The organism is Mycobacterium sp., assembly GCF_965230835.1.
GTDB lineage: Bacteria > Actinomycetota > Actinomycetes > Mycobacteriales > Mycobacteriaceae > Mycobacterium.
The window spans coordinates 2,820,575-2,838,861 of record NZ_CBDDLW010000002.1 but is presented as its reverse complement, the minus strand read 5'-3'; the positions used below and the strand labels follow the sequence as shown (position 1 = coordinate 2,838,861).

General features: G+C 61.9%; 16 protein-coding genes and 2 pseudogenes. 5 read left to right on the top strand and 13 right to left on the bottom strand.

From position 1 onward, the window contains the following. Window positions 1-13 precede the first annotated feature (13 nt). The 7 genes and pseudogenes from ACO07W_RS13475 to ACO07W_RS13445 form a co-directional block, all read right to left on the bottom strand. On the bottom strand, window positions 14-1,159 hold the full coding sequence (locus ACO07W_RS13475; RefSeq protein WP_421843875.1) for a sulfotransferase family protein: 1,146 nt from the start codon (window positions 1,157-1,159) through the stop codon (window positions 14-16). After that, window positions 1,159-1,941, bottom strand: a pseudogene (locus ACO07W_RS13470) (SDR family oxidoreductase). Before ACO07W_RS13470 ends, ACO07W_RS13475 begins: the two are co-directional and overlap by 1 nt. Before the next feature lie 12 nt (window positions 1,942-1,953). After that, on the bottom strand, window positions 1,954-3,081 hold the full coding sequence (locus tag ACO07W_RS13465; protein WP_421843873.1) for a hypothetical protein: 1,128 nt from the start codon (window positions 3,079-3,081) through the stop codon (window positions 1,954-1,956). Between the two features lie 254 nt (window positions 3,082-3,335). Beyond that, entirely contained in the window at window positions 3,336-4,775 is a 1,440-nt protein-coding gene (locus tag ACO07W_RS13460; RefSeq protein WP_421843871.1) for an amidase, read from the bottom strand. Window positions 4,776-4,807: 32 nt separating this feature from the next. Continuing rightward, entirely contained in the window at window positions 4,808-5,833 is a 1,026-nt protein-coding gene (gene dmpG / locus ACO07W_RS13455; RefSeq protein WP_421843869.1) for a 4-hydroxy-2-oxovalerate aldolase, read from the bottom strand. Further along, on the bottom strand, window positions 5,830-6,786 hold the full coding sequence (locus ACO07W_RS13450) for an acetaldehyde dehydrogenase (acetylating) (protein WP_421843867.1): 957 nt from the start codon (window positions 6,784-6,786) through the stop codon (window positions 5,830-5,832). Before ACO07W_RS13450 ends, dmpG begins: the two co-directional genes overlap by 4 nt. Window positions 6,787-6,827: 41 nt before the next feature. After that, complete coding sequence (locus ACO07W_RS13445) at window positions 6,828-7,613, bottom strand: 2-keto-4-pentenoate hydratase (protein ID WP_421843865.1); 786 nt, start codon at window positions 7,611-7,613, stop codon at window positions 6,828-6,830. Between the two features lie 72 nt (window positions 7,614-7,685). On the opposite strand from ACO07W_RS13445, the gene kstD reads away from it, so the two are divergent. Together kstD and ACO07W_RS13435 are read left to right on the top strand one after the other, a co-directional pair. Then, the gene (gene kstD / locus ACO07W_RS13440; RefSeq protein ID WP_421843863.1) at window positions 7,686-9,374 is read left to right on the top strand and encodes a 3-oxosteroid 1-dehydrogenase; all 1,689 of its coding nucleotides are present in this window, start codon (window positions 7,686-7,688) and stop codon (window positions 9,372-9,374) included. Between the two features lie 8 nt (window positions 9,375-9,382). Further along, on the top strand, window positions 9,383-10,246 hold the full coding sequence (locus ACO07W_RS13435) for a MaoC/PaaZ C-terminal domain-containing protein (RefSeq protein WP_421843861.1): 864 nt from the start codon (window positions 9,383-9,385) through the stop codon (window positions 10,244-10,246). A 17-nt stretch (window positions 10,247-10,263) separates the two neighbouring features. On the opposite strand, the gene ACO07W_RS13430 is transcribed toward ACO07W_RS13435, so the two are convergent. From ACO07W_RS13430 to ACO07W_RS13405, 6 genes are read right to left on the bottom strand one after another with little or no spacing between them, the layout of a single operon-like run. Then, on the bottom strand, window positions 10,264-11,424 hold the full coding sequence (locus ACO07W_RS13430; protein ID WP_421843859.1) for a lipid-transfer protein: 1,161 nt from the start codon (window positions 11,422-11,424) through the stop codon (window positions 10,264-10,266). Then, entirely contained in the window at window positions 11,424-11,825 is a 402-nt protein-coding gene (locus tag ACO07W_RS13425; RefSeq protein ID WP_421843857.1) for a MaoC family dehydratase, read from the bottom strand. Before ACO07W_RS13425 ends, ACO07W_RS13430 begins: the two co-directional genes overlap by 1 nt. Further along, complete coding sequence (locus ACO07W_RS13420; RefSeq protein WP_421843855.1) at window positions 11,822-12,769, bottom strand: bifunctional MaoC family dehydratase N-terminal/OB-fold nucleic acid binding domain-containing protein; 948 nt, start codon at window positions 12,767-12,769, stop codon at window positions 11,822-11,824. The genes ACO07W_RS13425 and ACO07W_RS13420 overlap by 4 nt, the downstream gene beginning before the upstream one ends. Next, window positions 12,766-13,929: an acyl-CoA dehydrogenase FadE29 gene (fadE29, locus tag ACO07W_RS13415; protein ID WP_421843853.1), complete on the bottom strand. Its 1,164-nt coding sequence runs from the start codon at window positions 13,927-13,929 to the stop codon at window positions 12,766-12,768. Before fadE29 ends, ACO07W_RS13420 begins: the two co-directional genes overlap by 4 nt. Continuing rightward, window positions 13,914-14,993 (bottom strand): acyl-CoA dehydrogenase family protein, encoded by a 1,080-nt coding sequence (locus ACO07W_RS13410; RefSeq protein ID WP_421843851.1) that lies wholly within the window; start codon window positions 14,991-14,993, stop codon window positions 13,914-13,916. The genes fadE29 and ACO07W_RS13410 overlap by 16 nt, the downstream gene beginning before the upstream one ends. Beyond that, window positions 14,993-16,246 carry a cytochrome P450 gene (locus tag ACO07W_RS13405; RefSeq protein ID WP_421843849.1) on the bottom strand — a complete coding sequence of 418 codons (1,254 nt, stop codon included), beginning with the start codon at window positions 16,244-16,246 and terminating at the stop codon, window positions 14,993-14,995. Before ACO07W_RS13405 ends, ACO07W_RS13410 begins: the two co-directional genes overlap by 1 nt. Window positions 16,247-16,404: 158 nt before the next feature. Between ACO07W_RS13405 and ACO07W_RS13400 the strand changes: the two genes are divergently transcribed. The 3 genes and pseudogenes from ACO07W_RS13400 (at window position 16,405) to ACO07W_RS13390 (ending at window position 18,147) form a co-directional block, all read left to right on the top strand. Then, on the top strand, window positions 16,405-17,568 hold the full coding sequence (locus tag ACO07W_RS13400) for a steroid 3-ketoacyl-CoA thiolase (protein WP_421843847.1): 1,164 nt from the start codon (window positions 16,405-16,407) through the stop codon (window positions 17,566-17,568). 7 nt (window positions 17,569-17,575) lie between these two features. Continuing rightward, a pseudogene (locus ACO07W_RS13395) lies at window positions 17,576-17,968 on the top strand (hypothetical protein). Between the two features lie 38 nt (window positions 17,969-18,006). Further along, window positions 18,007-18,147, top strand: coding sequence for a hypothetical protein (locus tag ACO07W_RS13390; protein WP_421843845.1), 141 nt, complete (start codon window positions 18,007-18,009; stop codon window positions 18,145-18,147). Window positions 18,148-18,287: the final 140 nt, after the last annotated feature.

The window sequence follows — 18,287 nt, the reverse complement described above, 5'->3', positions numbered from 1 at the left end:
GCAGCTCGGCGAATCACAGCCCGGCAAACCGCTCCTTTACCGTCTCGGCAGTCAGCCCGTAATCGGCCAACGAGTAAGTATGTTTCGGTGCTCGGGCACCGGTCTGACTCTCGGCGTGCATGTTCTCCATGGCCAACCGAGCCTGCTCGGATAGCGGAATATCGAAGTGGCGGTAGATATTCGTCACCGTGCCTATCGGATCGGCGATCAGATCTCGGTATTCGACGTCATAGAACTGCGCCGGATTGTATTTGGCACGCGCGGTATTGAATCGCTCCAGGCCACGTGACCAAGATTCCATCGCGTCGGCGCCGATTTGGGCGCCGACAAAAGTCGTAGACCACCCGTCTGAGGTGTGCTGAGCAAGCGAGCACATCGAAGCCATGATCGTCTCGACCGGCCGATGCGTCTGTACTACGAGCGCGTCGGGATATGTCGCCATCAATGCATCCAAGGCGAACAAATGGCTCGGATTCTTCAAGACCCAACGCTTTTCGGCGTCATTGAGCCCGATCAGCTGAAGATTCTTGCGATGTCGCAGATACGACGGCGTCCAGTCTTGGCGCGAAAGCCACTGCGCGTAACTAGGTAGGTGCGCCAACGACTCGTAAGACACCGAATGCAACGACTGCCGCAGCAGCTGCCAACACTCCTCCAGCTCGTAGGCCGCCATAAAATGCAGGCCGGTGTATCCCGGATTCTCGTTCTGGTGCTGTGTGAATTGCGCGTCAAGCTGACGGTACAGCGGGTTTGAATCCCAGGTTTCGCGAGGCGGGCGAGGCTGCGGAAACTCGGCCAACCACATGTGCAAGCCTTGATGCGCCGGATCGGCACCGAGCAGCCGATGCAGCGCAGTTGTTCCGGTACGTACCAGGCCTGTGACGAAGATCGGGCGCTCGATAGCGACGTCGGCATACTCCGGGTACTGCTTCCAGGCGGCCTCGGACAGCAACCTTGCCGCCAGCGCACCCCGCAGGAAAAACCGGGAAATCTTGCTGCCGAACACGGTCAAGCCGGCTTCGCGCTGGTAGGACTCCAATAGCACGCCCAGCGCCTCACGGTAGTTGTCGTCGTCGGCGCCAAAGTCGTCAAGCCCGGTCAGTTTGGTGGCCGACGCGTGTAGATCGTCTACAGTGCCGACATCGGTTCGTTCAGCCATCAGGTGTGATACTCCCCGCAATTGACGTCCAGAGTCTGCCCCGTGATACCACTAGCCATGTCGCTGGCGAGAAACAGAATCGCCGACACCACTTCATCTTCGGTGGGCAGCCGCTTGAGATCGGAGTTCGCTGCCGTGGATTCGTAGATCTGATCCACCGTAATTCCGTACTTACCGGCCTGATGCTCGAAGTAGCCTCGCAAGGTATCGCCCCAGATGTAGCCGGGAACAACGGAGTTAACGCGGATACCCTTCTCGCCGAGTTCGGCGGCAAGCGACTGCGACATAGCCAGCAAGGCCGACTTGGCCATTTTGTAGGCCCCGTACTTCGGCTGAGAGTGCCGGATCACCATCGAGTTAACGTTAACGATCGATCCTGCGGACTCCGCCAGCGTCGGCGCGAACGCCTGGGTGAGCCTCAGCGCACCCAGCACACTTAGTTAGATAGCGTCGCGGATGTGCTGAAATGTGGTACCAGCCAACGGTTTCATTGACGGTACCCGGAACGCGTTGTTGATAAGCACATCGACCTTGCCGTACGCGGCCACTGCGGAATCAACCAGGGCTGCTACCTGATCTTCGTCGGTGATGTCGGTAGGCACCGCCACCGCCCGACGCCCGGTTCCGTCGACCTGCTTGGCAACTTCGTCCAGCCGGTCGGCGGTGCGGGCTGCCAGCACCAGATCGGCGCCGTCGCGCGCGCACCGCAGCGCCAACGCGGTGCCGAGCGCAGGACCGACACCGCTGATCACCACGACCTTTTCCTTGAGCATCCCGCTCATCGCCGTCTCATCTCAGCCCAGCATCCTGACTGCAATTTGTTTTTGGCGCAAAGCAATTCGCGCGCGCCAGTCCTCCTCAGTGATCTTGTTGTGTTGAAAATACGGCAACGTGGCCGGTATCGCGTCGACGTCGATAAGCTCGACAGTGGGTCCGTCGGCCTCGGTGAGCGCACGAGACACCCGCTGCCAGCGGAACTGAAGAAAACCACGCCTATGGCCCAGCGTTTCGACCCAGTTGGTCACTCCTGGATTCTGATCCGCCACGACGATGCGGATCTTTCCGTCCGGATCCGCTTGGGCCTGGCTGGCGTTCAGCGAAGTCTGGTGGTTGATGTAGTCCAGCGAGATGTACCACATGCTGCCCAACTGGAAACCCAAGTACGGAGCATCCGTCACAGGCACAGTAATCACCAGTGCCTGATCGGGTTGCAAGTCGAAGTGCCCGGCCGACGAGTACTGGGTTGCCAAGCCACCGGGTGTCAGCCGCGGCGAAACCATAGTGTTGCCGGGAATGTTCAAATAGAACCACTGCGGGAACTGAAGCCAGGTTTTCACTCGATTCACCAGCTGATTTCCTGCTGTTGCATAACGTTTTTCGAGCTTGTCGCGAGTCAGCGGCGGTGGTGGGGTGCCAGCACTGTCCAGTCTGGAGATGGTGACCGTACCGCGCTGCTGTGACCAGTCTCCGTACACCTCGCGGATCACCAATTGGCTCGGGCTCGTCGGCCGCAGCTGCCACTGGAAGCTGCCGTCAGCAGCGATGTCGAGTTCCCGATCGTCGAACGCGGCCTGGCTGTCCGGCACCTTGTCGTCGGTGTATTCGCCGCCGAGCACCTGGAAGCTCAGGTCCGTGGTAGTGCCACGCTGGCCGGTGACCACGTAGTCGTGGTTGGGATGCACCCGGGTGCCGAAGTACACGGTGTCGGGATTGTCCAAGCCCATTTTGGTGAACGGCCCGGTACCGGACAGCAGGAAGGGATGGTCGCGTTCATAGTCGAAGGCAAGATGCAGACACCCGGCAACGCAGCCGGCCAGGTACTGCAATCCTTCAAGCAGGTCGGCCTCGGTTTCGATGTGCGGTGCGGCGGCCACCAACTCCTCGGCCTCCGCTATCGCCTTAGTGAGCGGATCAGAAAACACGCCTTGACGCTAGAACGTGTTCCTATTTTGAGTCAATGGCTAACATTCACACCCAACGACTCCCGATGTCCGTCGCCCTCAAGATGCCCGGGCAGCTGTTGGTCGTTCCCAACGTATGACGGCTCAGAGGCTGGTCGATAGGCTTTTATCGCACCCGCGCCGGCGGCCGGATTATTGCGGCGCAGATCAGCGGCGACGTCTGCAGTCCACGGTAGGCTGACGCCCCGATCGACTAGTGAGCGTAGGTAGCTGAATCAGTCCGGGGGCCGACGATCTGCCCAGGGGTGGGCCGACTCCAGTTGTGAAGCGACTCGCAGCAGAACATCCTCTCGGCCGTAGCCGGCGACGAGCTGCACGCCGATAGGGATCCCGCCGTCACCCTGATGCAGCGGCAGGCTGATAGCCGGCTGCCCGCTCATATTGAACGGCGGCGTGAACGGGCAGAATCTCCGTGCACGACGCATCGGCGCCAAGGAGTCGTCGGGGTCATCGACGAACTCGTCCAACAGCGGCGGCGGCTCGGCCAAGGTAGGCGTCAGAAGCAGATCCCACCCGTCGGCCCACCACTGCTGTATGCGCCGACGGAACCCGTACATGGCGTCCTGCGCCACAGCCACATCGACGGCGCTGAACCGCCGGGCCTGCTCGACCTGGGCCCAGTTGACTGGTTCGAAGTCCTCGGCCGTCACGTCGCGCCCCAACCTCTCGCCGACCGCCCGCGCGGCCATTGCCATTTGTACGGCCCACAAGATCATGAATTTCGGCGTGAGAGTTTGATCACCGAGCGCAGCCGGCCACCCCGGCTCGACGAAGTGCCCGAGCCCCTCAAGCATCCTGGCCGCTGACCGCACCGCATCGACGCAGGCCTGGTCTACAAACTCAGCACGGGGATGCACGTCGAGGAAGCCGATCCGCAGCCGCCCCGGCGGGGAGCCGACCTCCTCCGCGTAGGGCCGCTCCGGCCCTGGCGCTATCACCGAGTCGCCGATTCCCGGGCCACAGACTTCGTCGAGCAACACGGCTGAGTCGCGAACTGAGCGGCTGACACAGTGCTCCACCCCCAGGCCCACCTCGGCCCGCCAGGGCCCTACGGTAGTGCGGCCCTGGCTCGGCTTCAGCCCAACCAAGCCGCAACATGCCGCTGGGATGCGGATGCTGCCGCCGCCATCGGAGGCATTCGCCATCGGGACCATTCCGGCGGCAACCGCCGCCGCCGCTCCGCCGCTCGATCCACCGGACGTGCGGTCGAGCGCCCACGGGTTCCGGGTCGGTCCCCACGCCAGTGGTTGCGTCGTTGGCAGCGAGCCGAACTCCGGGCTGTTTGTGCGTCCGGCGATCACCAAGCCGGCGTTCTTAAACCGGGACACGATCGTCGTATCCGCGGTGTCGACGACCCCCGCTTCTTTCAGCGCACGATTGCCATTCGACACCGTCTGCCCAGCGAACATCGTGTAGAGATCTTTGAGCAGGAAAGGCACGCCGCGCAAGAGACCGTGCGGCAACGCGGGATCGGTAGCAACGCGCCGTGCGTCATCGAACCACTCGAGCACCACCGCATTCAGCAGCGGGTTGAGTCGCTCAATGCGTTCGATGGCGGCCTCAAGCAACTCGCTTGGGGTCACCTCACCCTTTTCGACCAGCGCCGCCTGTTCGACGGCATCCATCCAGCGGGTCTGCTCGGCCAGGGTACTCATTTCCGACCCCACGACCGCCATCGGGCCACTGGCTAGCCACCAGCTAGTTCGCGTTTGACTTCCAGAGCGATATCGATGAGCTGGTCTTCCTGGCCGCCGATGAGTCGGCGCTGCCCGGCGCGATGCAGCAACGTGGCGGCGGGCACGTCGTAGCGCTCCGCCTGACGGACAGCGTGTTTGAGGAAGCTGGAATAGACCCCGGAATACCCCATGATCAGAGCGTTGCGGTCGAGTAGACATTCGGCGGGCATGGCCGGCCGCACAACGTCCTCCGCGGCATCGGCGATGTCGAAAAAGTCGATGCCGGTCTTCACGCCGATCTTGTCGAATACTCCGATCAGGGCCTCCACCGGCGCGTTACCGGCTCCGGCGCCGAAACGACGGGCGCTGCCGTCGATCTGCTTGGCACCCGCTCGGACCGCCTCCACCGAGTTGGCCACCCCCAACCCGAGATTTTCGTGCCCGTGAAATCCCACTTGCGCATCCGACCCCAGCTCGGTGACCAGAGCCGAAACTCGATCAGATACGCCATCGAGAACCAGCGCGCCCGCCGAGTCCACCACGTAGACGCACTGACATCCAGCGTCAGCCATGATCCGAGCCTGAGCCGCCAGCTTCTCCGGCGAAATGGTGTGAGCCATCATCAAGAACCCGACAGTCTCCAAGCCCAGCTCGCGAGCCAGCCCGAAATGCTGAATCGACACGTCCGCCTCGGTGCAATGGGTGGCAATCCGGCAAATCGACCCGCCGTTGTCCTGCGCTTGCTTGATGTCTTCTTTGGTGCCCACCCCGGGCAGCATCAGAAACGCGATCGCCGCTTCCTGAGCGGTCTCTGCGGCGAGTTTGATCAGTTCCTGCTCGGGCGTCTTGGAGAAACCGTAGTTGAACGACGACCCTCCTAGACCATCACCGTGCGTTACCTCGATCACCGGTACACCGGCGGAGTCGAGAGCAGCCACGATTGCGCACACCTCGTCTTTGGTGAACTGGTGGCGTTTGTGGTGCGACCCGTCACGCAGCGAAGTGTCCGTGATACGGACGTCCCAAATACCGGTCATCGCGTTCCTCCTACCGGCTCGCGCTTTTCGCGCGAAGGCTCGTCGCCGGATAGCGTCTTTTTGGCGATCTCCTCACCGACTTTGGTGGCTGCCGCGGTCATGATGTCAAGGTTGCCCGCATACGGCGGCAGGTAGTCGCCAGCGCCCTCGACTTCGACGAACGTGGTAACCACAGCCTGTCCACCGGAATTCAGCGATGGCTCATCGAACTGCGGCTCGTTGAGCAACCGGTATCCCGGCACGTACTCCTGCACCTCGGCGACTACCGCGTGAATCGAGGCGGCGATCGCATCGCGGTCGGCATCCTCCGGTACGGCGCAGAAGATGGTGTCGCGCATGATCATGGGTGGGTCGGCGGGGTTCAAGATGATGATCGCCTTGCCCCGGGCTGCACCACCGATGGTCTCCACGCCCCGGGACGTTGTTTTCGTGAATTCATCGATATTGGCTCTTGTACCTGGTCCCGCTGACATTGAAGCCACCGAGGCGACGATTTCCGCGTAGGGGACTCCGCCCTGCTCAGCGACCGCACGTGACACCGCGTAGACCACCGGAATGGTCGCCTGTCCCCCACAGGTGATCATGTTCACGTTCGGCGCGTCCAAGTGATCGCGCAAGTTCGCCGGCGGGATCACTGCTGGGCCCACGGCGGCCGGGGTCAGGTCGATGGCTCGGATGCCGGCGGCCGCATACTTAGGTGCCGCGTCCTTGTGCACATAGGCGCTGGTCGCCTCGAAAAGCAGGTCGGGTTTCTCTGGTTGGGCAAGCAGCCAGTCGACTCCCTCGTGAGTGGTCTCCAAACCCAGCTTCGCCGCTCGCGCCAAGCCTTCGCTCTCCGGGTCGATCCCCACCATCCACCGCGGTTCCAGCCAATCCGAACGCAGCAGCTTGTACAGCAGATCGGTGCTGATGTTCCCTGACCCGACAATGGCCGCACTTGCCTTCGACGGCATGTTGCTCCTTTGGTGCTCTTAATACCGAAACTAGTTCGCAACTATTCGAACGACAACCGAACAGAACCCAGACCTGCGAAATCGGCAACAAATTCGTCGCCGGGACCCGCATCGATCGCCCGCGTGCATGATCCGGGGAGCACGATGTCGCCCTTGCGTAACCGCACCCCGAAACTTTCCACCTTGCGAGCTAACCAGGCCACCGCGGTGACCGGATTGCCCAACACCGCGTCGCTGCGACCTTCAGCCACCACCTCCCCGTTGCGGGTAAGCGTCGCGTCGATCTTCGTCACATCGATATCGGCCGGCGACACCCGCGCCGCCCCGAGCACGAAACCTGCCGACGAGGCGTTGTCGGCTATGGTGTCGCACAGCTCGATCTTCCAGTCGGTGATCCTGGTATCGATGAGTTCGATCGACGGCACCAGCGCTTCGGTTGCCGCCAGCACGTCGCCCTCGGTGCAGCCCGCACCGGGCAGGTCCGCGGCCAGGACGAAACCGACTTCGACCTCCACCCGCGGCGACAGGTAGCAGCCGGCTTTGACCGGAGAGTGCTCGAACACTTGCATCCCGTCGAGCAGGTGCCCGTAGTCGGGCTCGTCGACGCCCATCATCTGCTGCATCGCCAAGGAGGACAGCCCCACCTTGTGACCCAACACCCGAGCGCCCTCGGCCACCCGCTGCCGAATGTTGATCAGCTGGATCTCATAGGCGTCGACGACGTCGATACCCGGGTAGGCAGCGGTCAGCGGAGCGATCGGCTCACGGCTACGCTCGGCTTGGGCCAAGTTGGCGGCCAGCTCATCGCGAGTCGCAACAGTGAGCATTGACCGAATTCCCCTCGTTGTTGTGACCGGGCCAGTAGCGCCCGACCCGGGCAATTCTATAACGTGTTCTACATGACAGCACAGGACTACGACGTCGTCGTGGTCGGGAGCGGTGGCGCCGGCATGGTGGCTGCCCTCGCCGCCGCGCACCGGGGTCTGTCAACAGTAGTCATCGAAAAGGCTCCGCATTTCGGCGGCTCGACGGCACGTTCAGGCGGCGGGGTCTGGATTCCCAACAACCAGGTACTCAACCGAGCCGGCATAAAGGACACGCCAGAGGCCGCCCGCGCCTATTTGCACGGCATCGTCGGCGACGTGGTCGAGTCGGACCGTATAGACACCTACCTCAACCGCGGGCCCGAGATGCTGTCGTTCGTGTTGAAGCACACACCATTGAAGATGTGCTGGGTGCCGAACTACTCCGACTACTACCCCGAGGCTGTGGGCGGGCGCGTCGGGGGTCGTTCGATCGAGCCAAAGCCGTTCAACGCACGCAAACTTGGCGCAGACATGCCCGGGCTAGAGCCCCCTTACGGCAAGGTGCCGCTAAATGTGGTCGTGATGCAACAGGACTATGTGCGGCTGAACCAATTGAAGCGACACCCCCGAGGTGTGTTGCGGAGCATGAAAGTCGGCGCCCGCACAATGTGGGCAAAGGCGACCGGCAAGAACCTCGTCGGAATGGGGCGAGCGCTGATCGCGCCGCTGCGCATCGGGCTACAAAAGGCGAACGTTCCGGTGCAACTCAACACCGCGCTCACCGACCTGTATGTCGAGGACGGCGTAGTGCGTGGGGTCTACGCCCAGGCCACCGAATCATCGGAATCGGCTGAGCCTCAGTTGATCCGAGCACGACTAGGCGTCATCCTCGCCTGCGGTGGCTTCGAGCACAACGAACAGATGCGGGTGAAGTACCAGCGTGCTCCGATCACCACCGAATGGACTGTCGGCGCCAAGGCCAACACAGGCGATGGGATCGTTGCCGGTGAGAAGCTTGGTGCCGCGCTGGACTTCATGGACGACGCATGGTGGGGCCCAACAGTACCGCTGGTGGGCAAACCGTGGTTCGCGTTGTCGGAGCGCAACTCCCCCGGGTCGATCATCGTCAACATGTCCGGCAAGCGATTCATGAACGAGTCGATGCCTTACGTCGAAGCGTGCCACCATATGTATGGCGGAAACCACGGCCAGGGCTCCGGACCCGGCGAGAACATTCCCGCGTGGCTGGTATTCGACCAACAATATCGGGAGCGCTATATTTTCGCGGGATTGCAGCCTGGACAACGTGTTCCACGTAGATGGCTGGAGTCCGGCGTGATCCTGCAGGCCGATTCGCTCGATGAACTGGCCGACAAAGCCGGCCTTCCCGCGAACGAATTGAAAGCCACCATCGAGCGTTTCAACGGATTTGCGCGATCCGGCGTGGACGAGGACTTCCAGCGCGGTCAGAGTGCCTACGACAGGTACTACGGTGACCCGACGAACAAGCCCAATCCCAACCTTGGCGAAGTGAGCCACCCGCCTTACTACGCGGCAAAGATGGTGCCCGGCGACCTCGGCACCAAGGGCGGTATCCGCACCGACGTCAATGGTCGTGCCCTCCGCGACGACGGCAGCGTCATCGACGGCCTTTACGCCGCAGGCAATGTCAGCAGTCCGGTGATGGGACACACTTACCCCGGCCCCGGTGGCACCATCGGGCCAGCTATGACGTTCGGCTACCTTGCGGCCCTACACATCGCCGAGCAGGCGGGGAAGTAACCACTACTATGCCTATCGACGTCGAAGTCGCCCTGAACGCAGTGCTAGACCCGGTCGAATTTTCTTGGACCAGCTCTGATGTGCAGCTCTATCACCTGGGACTGGGCGCCGGCGCAGATCCGATGGACCCCGGCGAACTGCGCTACCTGGTAGACGGCTCACCGCAGGTGCTGCCGACCTTCGCCACAGTGGCGGCGACGTTCCACGCCACCGAACCGCCGGCCGTGCAGTTCCCGGGCATCGATGTTGAACTGAGCAAGGTCCTGCACGGCAGCGAACGGGTCGAGGTTCCTGCACCGCTGCCGCCGTCTGGCTCAGCTCGGGCAGTAACCCGGTTTACCGATATCTGGGACAAAGGCAAAGCCGCAGTAATCCTGAGCGAGACAACAGTCACCACGCCCGACGGCGCACCGTTATGGACACAGAAGCGGTCGATATTCGCGCGCGGCGAAGGTGGATTCGGCGGTTCTCGTGGGCCGTCATCATCAGATTCGGCGCCAGACCGAGCACCTGATCTGGAGATCGCGATGCCTGTGCTGCCCCAACAAGCACTGCTGTACCGACTCTGCGGTGACCGCAACCCACTGCATTCGGATCCGACATTCGCAGCGGCCGCAGGCTTTCCGCAGCCAATCCTGCATGGACTATGCACCTTTGGCATGACCTGCAAGGCCATCGCGGACGCACTTCTGGACGGAGACGCCAACGCGATAGCCGCCTACGGCGCACGCTTTGCCGGCGTGGTGTTCCCAGGCGAGACACTCAAGGTCTGCGTCTGGAAAAATGGCGAGGGCTTGCTGGCCAACGTTGTCGCGCCTGGACGCGACAACGCCGCCGTGCTCAGCGGAGTCGAACTCGTCCCAGCCGCCTAGCTCCGAACGTGCCTCGACTAGCCGAGGATCAGTCCGGAGGTGGGCACCCCGGTGCCCGCGGTAACAAGCACGTGTTCGACGTCGGGCACCGGGTTCACCGAGGTTCCCCGCAACTGCCGAACCCCCTCTGCGATCCCGTTCATACCGTGGATGTAGGCCTCGCCAAGCTGGCCACCGTGAGTATTGATAGGCAGGCGCCCGCCAACCTCTATCGCGCCATCGGCGATGAAGTCCTTGGCCTCACCCCAGCCGCAAAATCCCAGCTCCTCGAGCTGGATCAGCGTAAACGGAGTGAAATGGTCGTAGAGAACCGCGGTCTGGATGTCATCCGGCGCGAGGCCCGACTGCTGCCACAGTTGACGGCCAACCAAGCCCATCTCGGGCAGTCCGGCTAGCTCGGGCCGCGAATAGCTCAGCATCGTGTACTGGTCGGGGCCCGAGCCCTGCGCGGCGGCACGGATTACCACTTCCCGCTGCCGCAGATCGCGCGCTCGGTCTACCGACGTCACCACAACGGCTACCGCGCCATCGGTCTCCTGACAGCAATCCAACAACCGCAACGGCTCAGCGATCCACCGCGAATTCTGGTGTTCCTCAATAGTTATCGGCTTTTCGTAGAAGTAGGCCTTCGGGTTCTTGGCGGCGTGCTTACGATCGGCTACCGAGATGGCACCGAAGTCGCGGCTGGTGGCGCCACACTTGTGCATATAGCGCTTGGCGATCATCGCGACCTGTGCCGCAGGGGTCGAAAGCCCGTGTGGATACGAGAATGAGTTGTCCACGCCCGTGGAATCGGCGTTCGCTGTCAGCCGAGTCTGAACTTGGCCGAACCTAGTGCCAGAACGCTCATTGAAAGCTCGGTAGGCCACCACCACATCGGCCACCCTCGTGGCAACGGCCATCGCCGCCTGCTGGACGATCGCGCATGCCGCGCCACCGCCATAGGGGATCCTGGAGAAGAAGGTCAGCTCGCCGGCGCCGACCGAACGCGCCACAGCGACTTCAGTATTGGTGTCCAACGTGAAGGTGGTCAACCCGTCGACGTCGGCCGGCGTCAAACCGGCATCGTCGAGGGCGGCTCGTACCGCTTCAGCGGCGAGTCGCAACTCGCTTCGTCCGGAGTTCTTGGAAAAATCGGTGGCGCCAATACCGACGATAGCCGCCTTATTCGACAACATCAGGCGCCTCCTGTTGTCAACTTGACCGTTGCGACCACGTGGTCGCCAAGGCTGTTACGACCCACCACCTTTACCGTGACAAGGCCTTCATCCACCGCGACCACCTCACCGGAGAGCGTCACCGTGTCGTAGGCATACCACGGCACGCCGAGCCGAAGAGCGATCGACTTGATCAACACCGACGGCCCACCCCAGTCGGTGACATAGCGCTGCACCAACCCGGTATCGGTGAGGATGTTGACGAAAATGTCCTTCGAACCCTTGGCCAGCGCCTTGTCCCGGTCATGGTGGACATCCTGGAAATCGCGGGTAGCTAGCGCCGTTGAGACGATAAAAGTTGGATCTCCATAAAGATTGAGTTCGGGCAGGGTGGCGCCGACCTTAACAACCGGCGCGCTCATGCGTCGGGTTCCCAAGCATAGAGAGTCCACTCCGGGCCGCTATCGCCGGCCGGGAAGTCGATATAGATTGCGCGCACCGGCATTCCGATAGCCACCTCTGCCGGGTCGACGTTGCGCAGCTCACCGAGCATGCGCACCCCTTCCTCAAGCTCCACCAACGCGATTACGAATGGAAGTGAGCGGCCAGGAACTTTGGGCGCATGGTGCACCACGAAACTGAACACTGTGCCCTTACCACCGGACACTCGATAGTCAATTGGCTCCGACTTGTCCTGCCACACCGCTGGGATTGGGGGATGCCGCAGGCTGCCGTCAGGAAGCTGCTGGATCCTCAGCTCATGGGCCGCGACACCTTCCCAGAAGAACGCGGTGTCGCGCGACGAAGCAGGCCGCATCATGGCTTCAGGGTCCAGATCGGCAGGAACCGATCCAGTTTCAGCGCCTGCCGGCTTGAATTTGAGTATGCGCCAATTCATTTCGGCTACATCCTCGTCTCCAACTCGCCACACGATGTGTTGGTTGACGAACCAGCCTTCACCAAGCGCAGTTTGCTTGGGCCCCACCACGTCACCTAGCTCAGCGGTGATACCCACTTCCTCGCCAGGCTGCAGATAGCGATGATAAATCTGCTCGCAGTTAGTAGCCACCACACCGATATAGCCGGCCTGGTCGAGCAGCTCGACGATCGGCGGCAGCGGATCGTCGTCGGCCCGGACCCCGCCCAGACCCAACATCGTCCATACCTGGATCATCGCCGGTGGGGCCACAATTCCCGGATGGCCGGCTGCACGGGCCGCCGCCTCATCCACATAGATGGGGTTGCGGTCGCCGATTGCCTCCACCCAGTTGTTGATCATCGGCCGGTTTACTGGATCACGGGCTATTCGCAGCTTGCTGCTCCCTGCCGCCCTGATCTTGGCGACAGCTTCCTGGATGTCAGTCACCTGGGCACTCTCGGCACTTTGAGTCCGGAGGCAGCAATCATTTCCCTCATGACTTCGTTGACACCGCCCCCGAAGGTGATCACCAGATTCCGCTTAGTTTGGGCGTCAAGCCAGTCGAGTAGTTCGGCGGTGTCCGGCTCGGCGGGGTTCCCGTATTTGCCCACAACCTCTTCAGCGAGGCGACCGACACGTTGCACGCGTTCGGTACCAAATACTTTCGTCGCAGCCGCATCGGCCACGTTGATGTCCTCTCCGGCAGCCGACACCTGCCAATTGAGCAGCTCGTTGATCCGCCAGACCGCACGAATTTCACCGAGAGCGCGCTTGACATCGTCGTGATCGATCGGAGTGACACCGTCGGCCCCCGGCTTGGACGCCCATGCGTGCACTCGATCGTAGATGCTAGCGAACCGGCCCGCGGGACCGAGCATCACCCGCTCGTTGTTGAGCTGGGTCGTGATCAACCGCCATCCGCCGTTCTCCTCGCCGACCAACATGTCGACCGGTACCCGCACGTCATTGAAGTAGGTGGCGTTGGTGTGGTGCGCGCCGTCGCTGAGAATAATCGGCGTCCACGAGTAGCCGGGATCCTTCGTGTCCACGATCAGGATTGAAATGCCTTTATGCTTAACAGCTTCCGGATCGGTGCGGCACGCCAACCAAATGTAGTCGGCATCATGGGCACCGGTGGTGAAGATCTTTTGGCCATTGACGATGTAGTAGTCACCGTCACGAACGGCGGTGGTGCGCAGCGATGCCAGGTCAGTACCGGCCTCAGGCTCGGTGTAGCCGATCGCGAAATGCACCTCACCGGCCAGGATCTCCGGCAAAAATTTCTTCTTCTGCATCTCGGTGCCGTACATCTGCAAGGTGGGGCCCACCGTCTGCAGCGTCACAGCGGGCAACGGGACGTCAGCCCGATGCGCCTCGTTGACGAATATCTGCTGCTCGATCGGACCGAAGCCGAGGCCACCAAACTCCGTCGGCCAGCCAACACCGAGCTTCCCATCTTGACCCATCCGCCGGATCACCGCCCGGTACGCGCTGCCGTGACGGTCCTTCGCCATCTCCTCCGCTTCGGCCGGCGTGATCAAACTGGAAAAATACTGGCGCAGATCGGCCTGCAACTGCCGCTGCTCCGGTGTCAGATCGATGAACATTGCTCTCCCACCAGTTCCAGACGATGAGAAGGCCCGCCCATCAGCCGGGTCAGGTCTTTGATCGTGGAGTAGTACCGCGGCATCGGATAGGTGATATCCATGCCCATGCCGCCATGCAGATGGTGGCAGATTTGCATCGCCGGTGGCGCTTGCGACGTTACCCAGTACCCCAGAACGTCGAGGTCTTGGCTCGCTTGAGGTTCGACATCGCGACCTTCAGCCAGCTGCCACACCACCGACTTCGCCACCAAATCGACAGTGCGCGAGGCGATGTACACCTCGGCGAGCTGCGCTGCCACGGTCTGAAAAGTCGAAAGCGGCTTACCGAACTGCTTCCGGTTAGCCACGTAGTCAGCGGTGAGTCGCAGCGCCCCGGCCATCAAACCATCGGCGTAAGCGCCCATCACAGCCAGTGCAAGCTGATTGACCCGAGGCGCCGCCGCATCAGCCAAAATGTCCGAATCATCAACCACGACATCGGCGAAAGTCACCGTGTACTCGTCCGACCCATTCGATGTCGGCGTCTTGATCAGCTCCACACCATCAGCGCGCGGTGACACCACCACGACAGCAGTGTCGGCCGTCACTATCATCCAGTCCGCTCGCTGCGCGTAAGCGACGCCGACCTTTGTGCCGGACAATCTGCCACCGGCAAAGCTGGTAACTGGCCGATCGGGCAACGCGACACGAGGCTCGTTGAGAGCCGCGGTAATTATCCCGCCCTTGGCCACGCCGACCAGGTACCGATCCTGTTGCTCCTCCGACGCCAAGTCCAGCACTGGCACCGTACCCAGGCCCAGCGTCGCAAGCGCGGGTGTGACCGTTCCGTGTCGACCCAATTCGGTCAAAACCGAAGCAACCTCAGGCAGCCCGACGCCGTCGCCCCCGAGGCGCTCCGGAACGGGCAGGGCGGTCACGCCGCCGTCGACGAGCGCAGCCCAGGCAGACTCGACCGTGCCCGCCGCCTCCTCCGGCGATGTCGTCGCCGAGCTGGACTCCCGGTCGAGGACCGACGTAACGACGTCTACAACAGCTTGCTGTGTTGCCGTGAGCTGAAAATCCATCAGTGCGGAACCGGGCATTTACCGGTGTAGTCGACCTGCCAGTGCTTGATGCCGTTGAGCCAACCTGACCGCAACCGCTCGGGCGCGGAGAGCGGCTTGAGATCTGGCATGTGGTCAGCCACGGCGTTGAAAATCAGGTCGATCGTCATCTTGGCCAAGTTAGCACCAATGCAGTAGTGCGCACCGGTGCCCCCAAAGCCAACGTGGGGGTTCGGGTTCCGCAGAATGTTGAACGTGCAGGGGTCATCGAAGGCATCTTCGTCGAAGTTGGCCGACCGATAGAACATCACCACCCGCTGGCCCTTCTTGATTTTCACGCCGGACAACTCGTAGTCCTCCAACGCCGTGCGCTGGAACGCGGTGACCGGGGTCGCCCAGCGGACGATCTCATCGGCGGTCGTCTGCGGACGCTCTTTCTTGAACAGCTCCCACTGGTCGGGATTGTCGGCAAACGCCATCATCCCTTGGGTAATCGAGTTGCGGCTGGTCTCATTGCCCGCAACCGCAAGCATCACCACAAAGAAGCTGAACTCGTCCTCGGAGAGTTTCTCACCGTCGATGTCAGCTTGGATCAGCGCGGTCACGATGTCATCACCTGGATTCGCGGCTTTGATCTCGGCCATCTTCATCGCGTATGTCATCAACTCCACCGAGGATGCCTTCGGATCGATATGGGCAAACTCAGGATCTTCGGTACCAGTCATCTCGTTCGACCAATCGAACAGCTTGCCGCGGTCTTCCTGCGGAACGCCGATAAGCCCGGCGATCGCCTGCAACGGGAGCTCGCACGACACCTGTTCGACGAAGTCCCCGGAGCCCGCAGCCGCAGCGGCCTTAGCGATGTTCTGGGCACGTTCGTTGAGTTCGCCACGCAAGCGTTCGATAGCCCGCGGGGTGAAACCGCGGGAAATGATCTTGCGTAGCCGGGTGTGGTGCGGCGCGTCCATGTTGAGCATGACAAACCGCTGGACCTCAATATTCTCGCGCTCGATGTCGTTGTGGAACCGAGGTATCACGCCCTCTTGCCAGCTGGAGAAAATGTCGCTGCGGCGCGACACCTCTTTGACGTCCTTGAGCTTGGTTATCGCCCAGTAGCCGCCATCGTGGAAACCCCCACCGTTACCCGGCGCCTGTTCGTTCCACCAGATCGGCTCGGTGGCCCTAACCTCGGCGAATTCTTCGACTGGCAACCGCTCGGCGTAGATGTCGGGATCGGTGAAATCAAACCCGAGCGGGAGATTGGGGCTGGGCACATTACTTCTCCTTTACTGCTATTCCATACCTAGCGGCTCCAGGACACTAGTTCTCCTAGTGGCGCTCTGGTCTCAGTAAAACATGCCTTCACCGTAGAAAAAAGGACTCGCAGCCCCCTCGCTTGTCAGAGTAATGAAACGTGTTCTAGCCTGGCGACATGGGTAACCCGGTAATCGTTGAGGCCACTCGCAGCCCGATCGGCAAACGCAATGGATGGCTGTCTGGACTGCACTCGACCGAGTTACTGGGTGCGGTGCAAAAGGCACTGGTCACCAAGGCCGGGATCGACCCTGGCGAGGTCGAACAGGTCATCGGCGGGTGCGTGACCCAGTTCGGCGAGCAGTCCAACAACATCAGTCGGGTGGCATGGCTTACTGCCGGTTTACCGGAGCAGGTCGGTGCCACCACCGTCGACTGCCAGTGCGGCAGTGGCCAACAGGCCAATCATCTGATTGCCGGGTTGATCGCCATCGGCGCCATCGACGTCGGCATCGCCTGCGGTATCGAAGCGATGAGCCGGGTCGGTCTTGGCGCGAACGCCGGACCAGACCGCTCGCTGATTCGGGCGGAGTCGTGGGACATCGACATGCCGAACCAGTTCGAGGCAGCAGAGCGGATCGCCAAGCGGCGTGGCATTTCCCGCGGAGATCTCGATGCCTTCGGACTCGCTTCCCAGGCCAAAGCCAAGCAGGCCTGGGAGGAAGGCCGTTTCGACCGGGAAATCTCCCCGATCGAAGCTCCGGTGCTCGACGAACAAAAGCAGCCAACCAGCGAACGGCACATGGTCTCCCGGGATCAGGGCTTGCGCGACACCACGCTGGAGGGGTTGAGCGGTCTAAAGCCCGTACTTGAGGGCGGCATCCACACCGCCGGCACGTCGTCTCAGATCTCCGACGGCGCGGCGGCTGTGTTGTGGATGGACGAAGAACGAGCCAAGGCGCTGGGGTTGCGACCACGGGCACGGATCGTCAGCCAGGCCCTCATCGGCGCAGAGCCCTATTACCACCTAGACGGTCCGGTTCAATCGACGGCGAGGGTGTTGGAAAAGGCCGGCATGAAGATGGGCGACATCGACATCGTCGAGATCAACGAGGCTTTCGCTTCCGTGGTGCTGTCCTGGGCGCAGGTTCACGAGCCCGACATGGCCCGGGTCAACGTCAACGGCGGCGCGATCGCGTTGGGCCATCCGGTGGGCTGTACCGGCAGCCGGCTAGTTACCACCGCTTTGCATGAGCTGGAGCGCACCGACCAAAGCACCGCGCTAGTCACCATGTGCGCGGGTGGCGCACTGTCCACCGGCACCATCATCGAGCGGATTTAACCCGTCGGTGAACGTTTCCGACCACAGCCGTATTGCCGCGGCCCAGACCTATATCGACGCCCTGGTCAACCACGACGGCGACGCCGTTCCGTTTGCGGCCGAATGCACTCGGATCGAGCAGGGCATCAAGAACGGCTTCTCCGGAAATCACCTGCGGCGCAGCCTCAATCGCGGGCCGCAGTAGCGAGTCATCGCCGCTACGACGCCGCCGGAGTATCGAATCATCGGCGATGAGGTGCACGCAGTCTACGACGTGCTGACCAAAGCGGCATTCGCCGGCCGGCGGGTCATCTCGCGAGTGAATGAAACCTTCGTGATTCCCGCCGAGCATCCAAGCGGGAAAGCCGAGATTGAGCACATCAGAGTTCGATTTCAGCCGCGCATTCGACGCACCAGGTAGACAGTACCGGTCCCGAAGCTGGCTGCTGTGGAGAAGCCGTGAATACAGCAGTGCTGGTCTTCGGCGAGCGCGCCACGCGATCACTGAAGCGTGTCGAGCCGATGTCAGGCCACCGCCCCAAAATCGGGCTGCGCAGCTATTACCCGAGCCTCATCTGTGATCGAACTTCGGCGCAGTGATCAGCCTCGTTGTATGTAGCGGTCAACATTCTGCAGGAAGGGATCGACCTCATGGCTAGAAGGTTCTTCATTTGAGCCCGACCCAACCAGATTGGTGATGATTCGGTCGCGTCTCATCGCTGGTGTAAATGGTCACGGGC

Excerpts from the sequence above, each read along its gene's own strand:
- dmpG (WP_421843869.1), bottom strand. The coding sequence starts at position 5,833 with ATGACCGGTATTTGGGACGTCCGTATCACGGACACTTCGCTGCGTGAC.
- ACO07W_RS13410 (WP_421843851.1), bottom strand. The coding sequence starts at position 14,993 with ATGGATTTTCAGCTCACGGCAACACAGCAAGCTGTTGTAGACGTCGTT.
- ACO07W_RS13430 (WP_421843859.1), bottom strand. The coding sequence starts at position 11,424 with ATGTTGTCGAATAAGGCGGCTATCGTCGGTATTGGCGCCACCGATTTT.
- ACO07W_RS13445 (WP_421843865.1), bottom strand. The coding sequence starts at position 7,613 with ATGCTCACTGTTGCGACTCGCGATGAGCTGGCCGCCAACTTGGCCCAA.
- ACO07W_RS13450 (WP_421843867.1), bottom strand. The coding sequence starts at position 6,786 with ATGCCGTCGAAGGCAAGTGCGGCCATTGTCGGGTCAGGGAACATCAGC.
- ACO07W_RS13425 (WP_421843857.1), bottom strand. The coding sequence starts at position 11,825 with ATGAGCGCGCCGGTTGTTAAGGTCGGCGCCACCCTGCCCGAACTCAAT.
- ACO07W_RS13460 (WP_421843871.1), bottom strand. The coding sequence starts at position 4,775 with ATGAGTACCCTGGCCGAGCAGACCCGCTGGATGGATGCCGTCGAACAG.
- kstD (WP_421843863.1), top strand. The coding sequence starts at position 7,686 with ATGACAGCACAGGACTACGACGTCGTCGTGGTCGGGAGCGGTGGCGCC.
- fadE29 (WP_421843853.1), bottom strand. The coding sequence starts at position 13,929 with ATGTTCATCGATCTGACACCGGAGCAGCGGCAGTTGCAGGCCGATCTG.
- ACO07W_RS13435 (WP_421843861.1), top strand. The coding sequence starts at position 9,383 with ATGCCTATCGACGTCGAAGTCGCCCTGAACGCAGTGCTAGACCCGGTC.
- ACO07W_RS13475 (WP_421843875.1), bottom strand. The coding sequence starts at position 1,159 with ATGGCTGAACGAACCGATGTCGGCACTGTAGACGATCTACACGCGTCG.
- ACO07W_RS13400 (WP_421843847.1), top strand. The coding sequence starts at position 16,405 with ATGGGTAACCCGGTAATCGTTGAGGCCACTCGCAGCCCGATCGGCAAA.